Origin of the sequence: Paenibacillus polysaccharolyticus, assembly GCF_900102085.1 — a bacterium.
Lineage (GTDB): Bacteria > Bacillota > Bacilli > Paenibacillales > Paenibacillaceae > Paenibacillus > Paenibacillus polysaccharolyticus.
Genome location: NZ_FMVM01000023.1, coordinates 60,378 through 73,812, shown reverse-complemented (window position 1 = coordinate 73,812; position 13,435 = coordinate 60,378). Strand labels below are relative to the sequence as shown.

Below are 13,435 nucleotides of genomic sequence, written 5' to 3'. Positions count from 1 at the left end.
CTTTTTCAGAGGATGACTTGTGCTCACATTCATACTCACTCCCACGAATTCTGATCCGTCAGAGGTTCGCTCTCTGTCCTTCACCCCCATCTCCTCCTTCCTTTATTTATTTGAAAATAAAAAAAGGCAGAAGAATCCCTCTTCGGGTCCTTCCGCCTTGGTTTACATCCTTAACCATTATGAACTTGTTCACGCATCATGCCGATATCAATGGCATCCTATACCTTGCACATCAAGTAAAGCGACCCTGGTACCAGTATGTCCCCTTCTTCAGGTATACAGACCAGTCGTGCACGAAACATCCCTGCCTTGGTTCTTCTTTTCTTATGTTCTCTTTTGAACCCTTTCTCGTCCATTACCTGCATACCAAAAATTAGTGAAGATTACACTTCGCAGACCGCTCCAAGTTTTCCCTGTCCACTTTCCCACCAGTTATGCTTCCTTCAACCGGTAGCAGATCCGCACAAGCACGTTCCAGATATGGATCGGCATGAATGAAATCACGGAATGCAGTGTACTCGTCCCACATGTCCTTCACTTGACCCGCCTGACCACGAACGGCGCGAATCAGAATATTTTTCGGTGTATTCTCCAGATCAATGAATTCGAGCAACTGTGTTTTATATCCCATAATATCCAGCAGTTTGGCGCGAATCGCATCTGTTGCCAGTGCGGAGAAACGCTCCTTCAAAATGCCATGAGACAGCAGCGGGTTCATCACCGGAGACTCTACCTGGTCATACAGTTCATGCTGACAACAAGGAACCGACAGAATGACAGAAGCTCCCCAGCGCACTGCTTTCTCCAAGGCCGCATCCGTCGCCGTATCACAAGCATGGAGAGTAACAACCATATCCACTTCGTTCAGTTCATCATAATCCGCAATGTCACCAACGAGGAATTTCAGATCACCGTAATGCAGACGTCTGGCCAGATCATTACAGTGTTCAATAACATCCGCCTTTAGATCCAGACCGATGATGTTAAGCGAACGTCGCTGTTGTACGGACAAATAATGATACAGGGCAAAAGTCAGATACGACTTGCCGCAGCCAAAATCTACAATCGTCAGCGGACGTCCTTCCGGCAGATGAGCAATAACATCCTGCACCATTTCAAGGAAACGGTTGATCTGCCTGAACTTATCGTACTTACGTGCAAGCACACGTCCTTCCTCGTTCATAATCCCAAGTTCAACGAGGAAAGAAACCGGAACGCCCTCTTCAAGTACATATTGCTTTTTGCGATTATGGGACAGATCCACCGCTGTTTTGGATGGGGATTTGGTCAAAATCGATACTTTATATTTTTTGCTGATCAAAATTTGATAATCCGCATCTGCCGTACACAGCAATCCCTGACGGAACGTCTCTTCACACAACAAAGTCATACGCTCCAGCGCTTCAGCCGGGGTCAAATTCTCATGCAGCACTTTATTCGCATAATGAAAAGCAAACTGATAATGAAGCTGATTCTTCAGGGTAACCGGCTTCACCTGCACTTTGGTAAACGAGACATTGTCCCGTCTGCGCAGCTGACTCCAGGTCGCCGTAATCAGCGAGTTCTGTTCAAAAATATCTTGTATAAGCTTTCGCAACGAATCCACGGGGTACATCTCACTTTCGGTTTGGTTTGGTCAACCGTTACCATACCATAATTCCGTTCCCTCTCCAAGTGAAGAGCTACTCTCCATTAGTTCAGTCATCAGATATTCTATAAGTTCAGCGATTCATTCGGTTATTCTTCTGTTACGACCTGCTGACGTTTGGTTTCCAGTGCTGTAATCTGTGCCAGCCCCTCCTCGACCTCAGCCCGCGGCAAACCGCCCTGTTCAAGCTGCTCATCCGTAAGTTCCGTCAACCTCTGATAAAATGCTCGCGCGTCCTCTTCATACTGTACCGGATAATCCGCACCAAGATGCATCAGTCTGTACCAGCCATTCTCCGCCGCATCATATCGGCCCTGTTGCTCCCGATATAACGCAAGTTGCTTCTCCGTTCGCGCAGGAAGCTCATATCCCTTAATTTGCTCTATAATTCCTTCTATACGGTCAGGCACCTGCAACAACTCGCGATTAGCACCATGATTCTGGGCGTACAGGTAAAAATGTAAAGCTCGCATTAAACGAACAAGCGCCGCATCTTCTGCATCCATTTTCTCCTCATCATCAATGCCTTCGACTCTGGCCTTTTCGTGATAGATATATGCTTCTTCCTCAATCAGTCTCGCCGCTTGCTGCAGATTGTCCACCTCAATGACGCCGCGAAAACGGAACATCTCAATCACATCCTCTGCAGGCAAAGAGTTCAGCAGATTGAGATTCATGCCAAATTGTCTGCGCATTAACTCATCCAGTTCAGATAAAGCCTCCGTATGTTTACGTTGTTGTCTAAGCGTAAAAGCCTTGCCAATAGCCTCTGTCATTTCCTCCATCATGCGGAGCAGATAATCCTTCCTGAACATCGGTGCGCCCCCTTATATCTTCACTCATTTATCGCATACGTAATATCGCGTATTCATATGATTTATTTTAATTCATGCCGTGAAAAAAAGCGAAAGTCCTGCTCTCCTGCTTCCGAAGCCGGTCAGCAAACACATCAAAGCCCCTGCTTGTCCATATGGACACACAGGGGCTACATATACAAACTCGATTGAATGATCTTATGGTTAGTCAGACAATCCCGTCATAAACTGTTGAATTACCTGAATCAATTGTTCCGGCGCTTCATACATACTCATATGTCCTGCACCTGCAATGGTGGCCTGCACAATATGAGGCTTGTCACTCGTAAAAGTACGTTCCGGTGGAATCAGCCCATCCTTCTCCCCTGCTACAAGTAATACTGGAAGCGGTGTGGCAGACAATACATCACGGCGATCTGGACGTTCACGCATAGCGAGTGCCGCGCCAACAGCACCTTGAGGGGCAGTTTGATACCCAATTTCCTTCACACGATTCACATGTGCCGACATCGATTCAATATGCTCTGGAGCGAACAGACCAGGTACCAGCCCGTCCACAAAATTCACAATGCCTTCGGTCTGAATCGTAGATACTGCACGCAAACGTTTCTCCTTCGCTTCGTCGCCGTCCGGATACGCTGTTGAATGGATCAAACCGAACGCGTTGAGTCGCTCCGGATGGTGCTGTGCAATGGAGAGTGCAATATATCCGCCCATGGAATGTCCCAGAATCACTGCTTTTTCCACGTCTAGCTCATCGAGCAATTGCAACACATCGTTGCCCATCTGTTCAATGGTGTAACTGCCTACAGGTGCATCCGTTTTGCCGTGCCCACGCAGATCAGGTACGATACAACGATAGCTGCGGGCCAGCTCCGGTACTACTTCATCCCAATAGGATGAACTACCGCAGTACCCGTGAAGCAGTACAAGCACTTCTCCCTTACCCTGCTCAGCATAACAAATCGTTGTTCCATCACACATCACTTTTTCCATATTAATCCCTCTCTCTGCGCGAATGTAATATTTCAGGTTGTATATTATTAAGCATTCATCTCATAAATGAAACGTTTATCATACATTCCAGGCTTCCGTCACCGCATCTGCAATCGTTTGTGACATGCCCATGACCAAGTACAGCGAAGTCATCTGCAAAATCGAATAGGGTCTTGGTCCGTTGGCATTTACTACTGCAGCTACACTGTATTCTCCAACAGGAGGCAAATGACCCCCAACGGATTGGGCAGGGCGCAAGGATGTTCCCGATACATAGTATGTCCCGGTAGCATCTTTTGGGCCCAAACATGCATCTATTGCTATAACCTTATGGTGTGAAGGAATCTGGGCCAGTCTCTTTTCAAGAGTATCTGCATCACAAGGCGTTGCCAGTGTACCGATTACATGAGGTATGCCACGCTCCTCCAGCAAAGTCCCCGTCATCGGTCCAAGAGCATCCCCGGTCGAGCGATCTGTGCCGATACATAGAAACGTAATCTCGTCCAGTTCATGGAGCTCGGAGATCTCCTTGAAAAAAAGGGCCATCTTGTCTCTAGGCAAGCCTTTGCGTACACCTCGGCTCTGTTGCCGGACAAGTTCCCGTTTATATAAGGCCAAACTGAATTCCCTCCTTGTTACACATGAGAATATTGGACAACCCTAGTGCTACCTTTACTTCCAGTCGTTGTGATCTATTCTCATATTGTAACCGATGCTCCATTCTCCCGCAAAATCATTAGCTTGTCCCTTCTACTCATGCTACAATAACAGAAGTTCCGTTTGGACAAATGAGCAACCCATCTCCGGAGATGGAAAGGATGAAGTTAACGATGGATTTAACACAAGCAACAGCAGAAAATATGGAATATATAATTGAAGCGATCAAAACCAAGCTGCGGATGGCCAGTGGTGCCGCGATGCAAGCTTCAGCGTTCCCGCTTGAGAAATATGAAGATTTGCAGGATTTGTACGAAATGGTGATGAGCAAAGAACATTTGAGCATCTCCGAAGTAGAAGCGGTTGCTTCTGAACTCGGTAAACTCCGCAAATAAACTTCTCTCTCCACATGTGATCTTCACACCTGGCACAAGATGAGCAACAAAAAGGACCTGTCTTACATCAGAACACTGATGCAGGACAAGTCCTTTTTGTTGTATTAAGGAAGATCCACAAGTACGAATTCAGCAGGCTCGCTGCCCGTACTTGTCATTTGTAAATCACAGCTTTTACGGATACGGGCCGCATCTCCGGGCTTGAGATTAAAGTTTCCGTCGGAACACTGCATTTCGAGATGTCCGTTAATGAGAAACAAATGTGTACGACGCTCCTCATGTTGCGGAAACATTAATTTCTTTCCTGACTCCAGCTTGGATAGATAACAGGTTACATCCTGAGCGATGCGAAGTGAGTTTTCTTCTATCGATTCATCCGTTTGGCCAGATGCACCTGACACAACTGGACATAGCCGGTTGAGCTGGGCGGACTCTTCTATTTTCCGATAAGCATAAGATGGCTTCAGCATGCGCTGAGAGGGCAAAAACCACATTTGCAAGAAACGTACCGGTTCATCCGTGGCTGGATTGGTCTCGGAGTGCTCTACGCCTGTGCCAGCACTCATCACCTGAACTGTCCCCGCTTCGAGCAACTGTTCTGTGCCCATACTGTCTGTATGTTTAAGCGTGCCTGATATCACATAACTGACAATTTCAAGGTCGTGATGTGGATGTTTCTTAAAGCCTTCTTGCGGCATCAGTATGTTGTCGTTGTGGGCTAACAGACAGCCAAAATGAGCATTGCTCGGGTCCTCATAATCCGCAAAGGAAAAGCTGAATTCGCTGTGTATCCAACCGCGATCCGACGTGTGTCTTTCTTCCGATGTCACTACTTTAATCATATTCATCCACCTCCAGAGGATTGGAACTGCCGTATGGCAATAATCCATGCGTGTTCAAAATGATATAGGTCAATACCAGTTGGTATGTGATCTTTACCCGGGGTCCGGTCATTCTAATCACGTTCCTTCTAAAGGTTACACGCTATCTTTTCATGAGTGGAGCACAAATTCACTATCCATCCGACCCACTATAGTGCCTGCATCATTACGAATGTCTGCAGAAAATACTTCAGCCAAGCGTGCAATGGTTTTAGGGTTGGAATAGTTTAGTTGCTTCAATATCGATTGTGCAATGGAAGCCCATTCTTCCTCAGAGCCATCCAGCACTTTGAAGGTGATGCCCAATCTTTCTTTTTTCAGTGCAAAACCAAATACACCCTTGAATCCGCCTTTGGCGACAATATTATCGTCTTCCAGCAACACCGAATCCACCCGATTCTGGCCACCGACCATCAGAGGGTGCTGATTCATAGCCGAAATGATCGTCTTTACAGCCATGCGTGTAGGCTCATCTGCAATCAGGTCAGGACATGCGAGCTTGAGATATGCATTGGCCAGTGCAGACAAAGGTAGCGAAAATACCGGAAATCCACAGCCATCCGTCCCTAGTTGAATCTCTTTTTCTTCAATGCCTGCGAGACCTGCCAGTGTTTCTAGGATTTCTCGTTGCACTGGATGATCCGGCTCGGCATAGCTGCTCAAATCAAGTTTCCTCATCTGGCTATAACCCAGAATGCCCAGATGTTTCCCCGAACAGTTATGCAATATTCTGCGTTTCTCTCCTTGCGCCCTCAACCAGTTATTGCGGCTTTCTTCATTAAGCGGATAGCTTGGTGCACAGATCAGACATTCCTCACCAAGTCCGATTTTATGAGCCAGATGCTCCAGCACTTGAATATGCTCCGGCTCAGAGCGATGTGATGAAGCCATGATCGCAATCTCTTGTGGCTTAAGACTATAATGTCGATCAATTCCGGCCCGAATACCTGGAATCGCTTGAAAAGGTTTGGCCGATGAACGTGTGAACGCTCTGAAATGAGGATCACCAGCCGAATATACAACCCGGCCATGCTCATCTGTAATACATATGTGTCCGTAGTGAGCGCATTCCATCACGCCCGCACGGTATTCTTTAACTAACAAAGCACTCTCCACGCGAGTTTCTCTCCTTTTAAATTACTAATTTCATATTTATATAAGTTGACTGTTCTTTTACACGTTAACGGAGAGGACAGAAAAAACCTGAAAAAGCGGAGCGGTCGCCTTTATCACCGGATTTTCCCTTTTCGAAAAGGGAATCAAAAAATCTGGGGATAACAGCGATTGGAAGGTTATTCCGTCGTCGGAGTGGGCTGTGTAAAAACTTTAGTTCAACTTATATAACTTCTCTGCTTTGCTTCACGGCGCCGCATGGGATATCCTCATTAGTATAGTACAAAAACGACGGTTTTACAGTTTTTTCGACAGTCGTTTCGGGTAAAGCTTTATCAGCCTTACTGAAGGACTACTCTTTATAGAAGGGGATACGTTTTCATGCTACGCAATTCTCAACATCTATCATCTGAATCATCTCATGTGATGTCTTTGCAATCTCTGCTGAAATACGTCCTGATTGCTTCACTGCTAAGCTCAGCTACTGTTTTATTATTGGCTGGTGTTGGAGCCTGGCTGGGTCTGGAACGTTTAATTCGACTGGACAGTCAAGTTCAGCAAATGTTTTATCTCCACTCGCAATCCCGTCTGTCTCTGCTACCCTACACTTCCTTCATCACGGCACTGGGTTCATTTAAAATATCAGCACTTGCTGCAGCAGGGTTCGCACTATTATGTTTCTTACAGCGTCATCCCAGAACGATGATGTATGGTTATATCATCTGCGCAAGTTTCGGAATGATGTGGATTTTGAACACGTTTTTAAAAGAAATCTTTAGACGAAGCAGACCCGAACTGGATCACCTTCTCGTAGTGCATGGATATAGTTATCCCAGTGGTCATGCCATGATTTCGATGGGTTTTTACGGTATGCTTTTTGTCATCTGGGCCATCGAATGGAAGGAACGGGATGTAATTAGAAGATGGCTTCCTGTTATTTGCGGTATTCTATTTGTTCTGTTGATCGGCGTGAGTCGGGTTATGCTGGGGGTTCATTATCCTACCGATGTTTTTGCCGGATTTGCCGCAGGCTTCGTCTGGATTGGCTGTATGATTCAGGGAATAAAACACCCTGCCATTTGATCCCCTGTATCTAATTTCCAGCTTATTCATCGGACAGTTAGTTGTTTCACCATGTTGCACGGCGTTTATATACGAAGTAAGCAAACGCGAACAGACAACATCCTGCATCAAGTTGAAAGGAGGCGGTTGTTATGTGGGGCATTATTATCAGCATTGTCATGGCAATCATTATCGGTTTGATTGGAGATGCACTTGCCGGTCATAACATGCCGGGCGGCGTGATTGGTGCGATGATTGCCGGATTCGCCGGAGCCTGGCTAGGAGCACTTTTGCTTGGTAACTGGGGACCGGTTATCGGTAACTTTGCCGTCATTCCCGCCATCATTGGTACAGCGCTCTTTGTTTTCTTGCTGGGGCTTGTGTCCAGACTGCTAAGACAGGCTGCCTGATTCGGGTTAGATGGTGTTCGTTGTTTCGTATTTGTTTCCTAAATTAATGAAGGAGTGATTAGACATGAATAAAGCAGAAGAGCAATATCCTGTACAAAGTGGTTCGACTTTCGCCAAAGGAATTTTCATCGGAGGTTTGTTGGGCGCTGCAGCTGCCCTGTTATTCGCCCCTAAACCTGGACGCGAATTGCGTGGTGATCTTTCTGAAAAGGTAGGTATGGTGACTGACCGTACAAAGGAAGTGGCCACTGTTGTTGGTGACAAAGCTTCTGAAATTGCCAAAACGGTATCTTCCAAAACGTCCGATCTGGCAAGAACAGTAAACCAAGGGCGCAATGACGTTATGGATTCCGTAAGAAAAGCTTCAGCAGATGTTGCTGAGGAAGCAACACGTGCATCTGAAGAAGTGGCTGCCGCTTCCGTAGAAGCGAAGGAAGATGCGCGTAAACAATTGAACTCGACAAGCCTGTAAGGCCTGATGAGATCGAGCAATGAATAGCCAGCTGCATTCCAGCTGGCTATTTTTTATCCAAAGCGAACGGAGGAATGACAGATATGAGTAAAGTCACGATTAATGGCAACACCTCAGTACCGGGAGGAACACCTGCACAGCAGTATGATACCAGTGAACATCCATTCGAATTGCGTCACGAGGTCAAGCGCCTGAACACACGGCTTGATCAGATTGCCGACAGTCTGGAGAGGGCTCAGATCAAAGACATCATTGAAAATTACAGTAGTCCCAAGAAACGAATCATTACCAACTTTACAGCAGGTATGGCTCGTGGACTTGGATTGACCGTCGGGACGTTTGTTGTGCTCGGTTTGCTTGCCTTCATTCTTAGCCAATTTGTCAATATGCCTATCGTGGGTCAATACATCGCCGACTTGCTCGGTTACATTGAGGATTACAAAAAATAAAAAAGGAACCGCCCAGTCTGTGACTATCGCGGTTCCTTTTTTCCTCTGTCCCGGTTTCCCCGAGCGGAGGACTGTGCAGATTTTACTTTTAACAAATCCCCGGTCCATCCTTTCATCATCATCCATATATACATACTGATCATGCTGCAGATGATGAGTGCAATAACAAGCACGACTCCCCATGTTTTGTCGATCAGGGGCAAATTCTCGAAATTCATCCCCCATATAGCACCTGCGGCTGTTGCAGGTGTGAATACGGATGTCACAATCGTCAGTGTCTTCATAATTTCGTTGCCGCGTACGCCTGATATCGCGTTGTCGATCGAGATTAAGGTATCAATCTCCTTTTCATAATGCTGGAACAGACACTCCATTCGTTCAACGCGGTATTGAAGTTGCTGATAGAAGCGATTCTCTGTAATTTCTTGAAGATAGGCTTCCCGGGAAGCGGCCATTAATTCGGTATAAGGAATGAACAGGTTACTCCAGTACAGCAATTCGAAGCGTGCTGCCAGAATCTGATCCATTAATGTCCGCGCATTCCGTGATTCCATTCTCCGTTCCAGGTCACGCAGATTCATCTCAAAATGATCCATACCGACATGGTAATAATGTAGAATGGCCCGAAAAAGCACAAACATACCTTCTCTAGCCTGCGTACATTGGTGCAACATGTGCATTCGTTCGCCCGATTTCATAATGCCTCTCGTATTGTCGTCCAAATTAAGCGTGACCAAATTCTGCTTGTCGACATAAAAAAACATCTGATTATCTCTTCGTTGATCTTCTCTCTCATTTTTTACAGCATATAAAAAGGAGCCAAAAATAACCGCATCTGTGCCGTTAAAATAACGAACGGACAAGTAGTTCGATTCGGCTTCCGGTATTTTGCTTAGCCAGTATTGCATCTCTGGAAATGACTGTTCCAGATCACGAAGTGCACTCTCCATACTACTAGAATCCGGAGCTACCCAATCCCACCACTGCCAATCTTCGGAGCAGGATAACTGATCACGCCGAGCTTCCAGTTTGATTTGATCCACCTGACATTCCTCCTGAACATATTTATTCCATTGCCACTAAATTTCCCTCTCAATCAATTCAAAAAGGACACGTATGCATTCCAGTGCAATACCGTGTCCTCGTCAAGCCGTATTGGGGCAACAATTAGAATAATGGTTCATAGCAGAGAAGCGTTAGACATAATCTGCTTCAGTTTCTCCGTAGCCCTTTTCTGAATCCGGGAGACACTCATCTGCGAGACACCCAGTTTCTGGGCTATAGCCCGCTGTGACTGTCCATCCTGAAAGGCTAAAATAAGTACTTTCTGTTCTTGTTCCTTAAGCTGACCTAATGCCTGCTGCAAATCCATTCGTTTTTCCACCGAATCAAAGTCATTCACATCCGCGCTGATCAGTTCTCCTAGTGTCGCAGCACTGTCATCCTGAGATAATGGAGAATCCAGAGAAACATAGTGGTAACACTCCCGACCAGCCAGAACTTCAATCGTTTCCTCCGGAGTAAGATCCAGGTACTCAGCAATCTCATTAACCCCGGGTGAACGTTCCAGCTTCACCGTCAGCTCATCAATGGCATGTTGCACCAATGCCCCTTTTTCCTTGATTCTTCTCGGTACTTGAATGTACCATGACTTATCCCGTAGATAATTTTTCATATGACCGATCATACTTTTCATCGCATACGGTTCAAATGGAATCCCCAGATTGATATCATATTGCTTCAACAATCGGATCAATGCCATTTGCCCTGTCTGGTACAGATCCTCGTATAAATCAGGTCGATTCCGGGCAATTTTACCCGCAGCCATTTTGACCATCGGCTCATACTTGCGGATCAGAACCGTAGCGATTTCGTTGTCCTGTGTTTGTTGGTATTCCCAGATCAAACCAATCGCTTCAGACATGGACTCTGGGGGAGTCACTTTCTCATTCATACTTTCTCCTCACTTTTTGCAAGACGTTTTACGAGTACTACTTTCGTACCTTTGCCCGTCTCACTTTCAACACTGACATCATCCATCAAGGCTTGCATCAGGTAGAACCCAAGTCCGCCAATCTGAGCGTCTGTCAGTTCTTTGTCATGAAGTCCGGAACGTGTTGCGGCTGGGTTCACATTCTCGAAGCTGGAACCCTCGTCTTTGACAGTGATCGCGAGCATCTCACCATCTACTTCAAAAACGACTTCAACCATACCGCCTTCATGAGAGTAGGCATACAATACGGAATTGTTACAGGCTTCGGATACAGCAACCTTCATATCCTCAATGTCTTCATAAGAGAATCCCATTTTGGACGCAACACCATATAAATTAAGTCTTACAATATCCACATATTCAGCTGTCGCCGGTAAATTCAGCGTAATTCTTTGGACTTCTGCATTCATTCCTTTTTCGATCCTTTCCTATTGGGAATTCTTCTGTGTAACAAAGAATTTAGCTATACCCGTCATATCAAAAAGTTTCTGAATTTGCGCAGGAACTTCCTGTACTTCAAAGCGAGCTTCCATTCCATGTCTGGCCTTGAGAACAGATAACAGGATACCAATCCCTGTGCTATCAATGTACTTCAGATCTTTCATGTTAATAATCAGATCCTGCTCCTTGTTGTCCACGAGCGGTTCCATTACCAAACGGAAGTCAGGAGCAACCGACAAATCCAGTTCGCCAGTCAAATACACTGTGCATACACCGTCATGTGTTTCGGTTCTTGCGTTGAATTTTTCATTTTTATTTGTATTCATTAGACATCTCTCTCCTGATCAATGGTTTCCTTACCTTATAACCCAACTTACGCACGAGTGAAACAGGAAACATAACTGGTAAAAACTTCAATTGGCCTGATTCATTGCCGAACCACCCGGATTAATCACCTGGCGTTTCTTCTGATAATGGGAAAGTTTCTGTTTGACACTGCCCATTTTCACCGGCTTACTGATATAATCGTCCATTCCTGCCTCGGTACAGCGTTGCTGTATACCTTCCATTACGTTAGCTGTCATGGCTATAATGACAGGTTGTTGCTTCTGAGACACGCTTGCGCGTATTTTTCTCGTACATTCCAGACCATCCATCACTGGCATCTGCAGATCCATAAAAATAAAGTCATATGGCGACGAGCTTTCGAGCACCATGTCGAGAGCCTTCTGCCCATCTTCCGCAATATCTGAGAGAAGTCCAAGCTTGTGCAACATGATGGCCATCAACTTCTGATTGATCGGATGGTCATCGACGATTAATACCGTTGCATGTTTATCTTCATGATTAACGTCTGTCAGCTTCTCTTCGCCGCTACCCTGAACCAGTTCCGTTTCAATGTAACGCTTGGCCTGAATGGTAAACACGAAGGTAGCCCCCCGCTTTTCAGAGATATCAAGATAAATCTGCCCACCCATCATTTCGACCAGTGTTTTACAGATGGCAAGGCCAAGGCCAGTTCCACCATATTTTCGAGTCATGGACGTATCAAGCTGAGAAAACGGCTGGAACAAGCGATCCACTTTCTCAGGTGCGATGCCTATTCCTGTATCTTTAACAGCAAATTCCAAAGACATATTGCCGTCCTTCTCTTCGTTCACGGACACAATGAGATACACACCGCCCTGCTCCGTAAACTTCACCGCGTTGGCAATCAAATTCAGCAGCACTTGGCGGAGGCGTGCCATATCTCCATAGATTAATTCAGGCACAGCATCTTCAAGGAAAAAATCCAGTTCCAGACTTTTCTTACCTGCTTCTGCAGCGAACAGACCGAGCACTTCACGTATGCAGGAAACGAGTTCAAATGGATGCTCCTCCAGCTCCATTTTGCCGGACTCCATTTTGGTAAAATCTAGAATATCATTGATTACCGTGACGAGTGCATCGGCACTGCGGCGAACGATATCCACATATTCCTTCTGATCTTCCTTCAACTCGGTTTCCATCAACAGGTCAACCATGCCAATGACTCCGTTCATGGGCGTACGAATCTCGTGGCTCATCATGGCCAGAAACTCCGTTTTGGCATTAGCCGCAATCTCGGCTTCTTCTTTGGCCTGCACGAGTTGCTGATTCATCTTCTCCAGCTCCTGCGTCTTCTGATGAAGCAGCATCGTCTGTGTTTTGAGTCTTTTGTTTGAAATAAACATCTCCACAAAACCCTCGATTTTGGACTTCAAAATCTGAGGAATAAACGGTTTGACCATATAATCAATGGCTCCCGCTGAATACCCGGCAAACAGATGCTCAGCCTCTCTACTGTTTGCCGAGATAAAGATGATGGGCACATCTTTGGATTTGTCTCGTGCCTTGATTAATTTCGCTGTCTCAATCCCGTCCATCCCAGGCATCTGCACATCAAGTACAATGACCGCAAATTCGTCTTTGAGCAGACACCGGAGTGCCTCTTCTCCGGAATTTGCCTTGACGAGTTTGTATTGCTCTGATTCCAGAACCGCTTCGAGCGCAAGCAGGTTCTCAGGGCGGTCATCTACCAATAATATGTGGATTGGTTCATTGAGCCCCATAACTAAGCCTAAC

Annotated in this window: 16 protein-coding genes; 5 read left to right on the top strand and 11 right to left on the bottom strand. The window is 46.0% G+C overall.

Annotated features, from left to right (window positions below):
* Nucleotides 1-373: 373 nt before the first annotated feature.
* From BLQ13_RS25390 to yyaC, 4 genes are all read right to left on the bottom strand, one after another.
* A complete protein-coding gene (locus tag BLQ13_RS25390) occupies nucleotides 374-1,615 on the bottom strand; it encodes a class I SAM-dependent methyltransferase (protein WP_090924494.1) in 1,242 nt (413 codons plus the stop codon).
* Between the two features lie 122 nt (nucleotides 1,616-1,737).
* Nucleotides 1,738-2,463, bottom strand: a complete 726-nt coding sequence (locus tag BLQ13_RS25385; RefSeq protein ID WP_090924493.1) for a DUF6483 family protein — start codon at nucleotides 2,461-2,463, stop codon at nucleotides 1,738-1,740.
* A gap of 204 nt (nucleotides 2,464-2,667) precedes the next feature.
* Entirely contained in the window at nucleotides 2,668-3,459 is a 792-nt protein-coding gene (locus BLQ13_RS25380) for an alpha/beta fold hydrolase (RefSeq protein ID WP_090924492.1), read from the bottom strand.
* A 78-nt stretch (nucleotides 3,460-3,537) separates the two neighbouring features.
* On the bottom strand, nucleotides 3,538-4,077 hold the full coding sequence (yyaC, locus tag BLQ13_RS25375) for a spore protease YyaC (protein ID WP_244159472.1): 540 nt from the start codon (nucleotides 4,075-4,077) through the stop codon (nucleotides 3,538-3,540).
* Between the two features lie 212 nt (nucleotides 4,078-4,289).
* On the opposite strand from yyaC, the gene BLQ13_RS25370 reads away from it, so the two are divergent.
* Nucleotides 4,290-4,511, top strand: a complete 222-nt coding sequence (locus BLQ13_RS25370; protein WP_090924518.1) for a DUF1128 domain-containing protein — start codon at nucleotides 4,290-4,292, stop codon at nucleotides 4,509-4,511.
* Between the two features lie 104 nt (nucleotides 4,512-4,615).
* Here BLQ13_RS25370 and BLQ13_RS25365 read toward each other — a convergent pair whose 3' ends face one another.
* Entirely contained in the window at nucleotides 4,616-5,353 is a 738-nt protein-coding gene (locus BLQ13_RS25365; protein ID WP_090924491.1) for a pirin family protein, read from the bottom strand.
* Nucleotides 5,354-5,503: 150 nt separating this feature from the next.
* Entirely contained in the window at nucleotides 5,504-6,508 is a 1,005-nt protein-coding gene (locus BLQ13_RS25360) for an asparaginase (protein WP_090924490.1), read from the bottom strand.
* Nucleotides 6,509-6,886: 378 nt separating this feature from the next.
* Between BLQ13_RS25360 and BLQ13_RS25355 the strand changes: the two genes are divergently transcribed.
* The 4 genes from BLQ13_RS25355 (at nucleotide 6,887) to BLQ13_RS25340 (ending at nucleotide 8,898) form a co-directional block, all read left to right on the top strand.
* The gene (locus BLQ13_RS25355; RefSeq protein ID WP_090924489.1) at nucleotides 6,887-7,588 is read left to right on the top strand and encodes a phosphatase PAP2 family protein; all 702 of its coding nucleotides are present in this window, start codon (nucleotides 6,887-6,889) and stop codon (nucleotides 7,586-7,588) included.
* A gap of 131 nt (nucleotides 7,589-7,719) precedes the next feature.
* Nucleotides 7,720-7,977, top strand: coding sequence for a GlsB/YeaQ/YmgE family stress response membrane protein (locus BLQ13_RS25350; protein ID WP_090924488.1), 258 nt, complete (start codon nucleotides 7,720-7,722; stop codon nucleotides 7,975-7,977).
* 64 nt (nucleotides 7,978-8,041) lie between these two features.
* Nucleotides 8,042-8,449: a YtxH domain-containing protein gene (locus BLQ13_RS25345; RefSeq protein ID WP_090924487.1), complete on the top strand. Its 408-nt coding sequence runs from the start codon at nucleotides 8,042-8,044 to the stop codon at nucleotides 8,447-8,449.
* A gap of 83 nt (nucleotides 8,450-8,532) precedes the next feature.
* On the top strand, nucleotides 8,533-8,898 hold the full coding sequence (locus BLQ13_RS25340) for a DUF5665 domain-containing protein (protein WP_139168946.1): 366 nt from the start codon (nucleotides 8,533-8,535) through the stop codon (nucleotides 8,896-8,898).
* A 23-nt stretch (nucleotides 8,899-8,921) separates the two neighbouring features.
* Here the strand turns inward: BLQ13_RS25340 and BLQ13_RS25335 are convergent, their stop codons facing one another.
* The 5 genes from BLQ13_RS25335 to BLQ13_RS25315 all read right to left on the bottom strand — a co-directional run bounded on the left by BLQ13_RS25335 (nucleotide 8,922) and on the right by BLQ13_RS25315 (nucleotide 13,422).
* Entirely contained in the window at nucleotides 8,922-9,941 is a 1,020-nt protein-coding gene (locus tag BLQ13_RS25335) for a magnesium transporter CorA family protein (protein ID WP_244159470.1), read from the bottom strand.
* A gap of 137 nt (nucleotides 9,942-10,078) precedes the next feature.
* Nucleotides 10,079-10,852: a sigma-70 family RNA polymerase sigma factor gene (locus BLQ13_RS25330; protein WP_090924486.1), complete on the bottom strand. Its 774-nt coding sequence runs from the start codon at nucleotides 10,850-10,852 to the stop codon at nucleotides 10,079-10,081.
* Nucleotides 10,849-11,301: an anti-sigma B factor RsbW gene (gene rsbW, locus BLQ13_RS25325; RefSeq protein ID WP_090924485.1), complete on the bottom strand. Its 453-nt coding sequence runs from the start codon at nucleotides 11,299-11,301 to the stop codon at nucleotides 10,849-10,851. The genes BLQ13_RS25330 and rsbW overlap by 4 nt, the downstream gene beginning before the upstream one ends.
* A gap of 18 nt (nucleotides 11,302-11,319) precedes the next feature.
* The gene (locus BLQ13_RS25320; protein ID WP_090924484.1) at nucleotides 11,320-11,658 is read right to left on the bottom strand and encodes an STAS domain-containing protein; all 339 of its coding nucleotides are present in this window, start codon (nucleotides 11,656-11,658) and stop codon (nucleotides 11,320-11,322) included.
* Nucleotides 11,659-11,745: 87 nt separating this feature from the next.
* The gene (locus tag BLQ13_RS25315) at nucleotides 11,746-13,422 is read right to left on the bottom strand and encodes a response regulator (RefSeq protein ID WP_090924483.1); all 1,677 of its coding nucleotides are present in this window, start codon (nucleotides 13,420-13,422) and stop codon (nucleotides 11,746-11,748) included.
* Nucleotides 13,423-13,435: the final 13 nt, after the last annotated feature.

Excerpts from the sequence above, each read along its gene's own strand:
- BLQ13_RS25390 (WP_090924494.1), bottom strand. The coding sequence starts at position 1,615 with ATGTACCCCGTGGATTCGTTGCGAAAGCTTATACAAGATATTTTTGAA.
- BLQ13_RS25385 (WP_090924493.1), bottom strand. The coding sequence starts at position 2,463 with ATGTTCAGGAAGGATTATCTGCTCCGCATGATGGAGGAAATGACAGAG.
- BLQ13_RS25380 (WP_090924492.1), bottom strand. The coding sequence starts at position 3,459 with ATGGAAAAAGTGATGTGTGATGGAACAACGATTTGTTATGCTGAGCAG.
- BLQ13_RS25370 (WP_090924518.1), top strand. The coding sequence starts at position 4,290 with ATGGATTTAACACAAGCAACAGCAGAAAATATGGAATATATAATTGAA.
- BLQ13_RS25365 (WP_090924491.1), bottom strand. The coding sequence starts at position 5,353 with ATGATTAAAGTAGTGACATCGGAAGAAAGACACACGTCGGATCGCGGT.
- BLQ13_RS25355 (WP_090924489.1), top strand. The coding sequence starts at position 6,887 with ATGCTACGCAATTCTCAACATCTATCATCTGAATCATCTCATGTGATG.
- BLQ13_RS25350 (WP_090924488.1), top strand. The coding sequence starts at position 7,720 with ATGTGGGGCATTATTATCAGCATTGTCATGGCAATCATTATCGGTTTG.
- BLQ13_RS25345 (WP_090924487.1), top strand. The coding sequence starts at position 8,042 with ATGAATAAAGCAGAAGAGCAATATCCTGTACAAAGTGGTTCGACTTTC.
- BLQ13_RS25340 (WP_139168946.1), top strand. The coding sequence starts at position 8,533 with ATGAGTAAAGTCACGATTAATGGCAACACCTCAGTACCGGGAGGAACA.
- BLQ13_RS25330 (WP_090924486.1), bottom strand. The coding sequence starts at position 10,852 with ATGAATGAGAAAGTGACTCCCCCAGAGTCCATGTCTGAAGCGATTGGT.
- rsbW (WP_090924485.1), bottom strand. The coding sequence starts at position 11,301 with ATGAATGCAGAAGTCCAAAGAATTACGCTGAATTTACCGGCGACAGCT.
- BLQ13_RS25320 (WP_090924484.1), bottom strand. The coding sequence starts at position 11,658 with ATGAATACAAATAAAAATGAAAAATTCAACGCAAGAACCGAAACACAT.
- BLQ13_RS25315 (WP_090924483.1), bottom strand. The coding sequence starts at position 13,422 with ATGGGGCTCAATGAACCAATCCACATATTATTGGTAGATGACCGCCCT.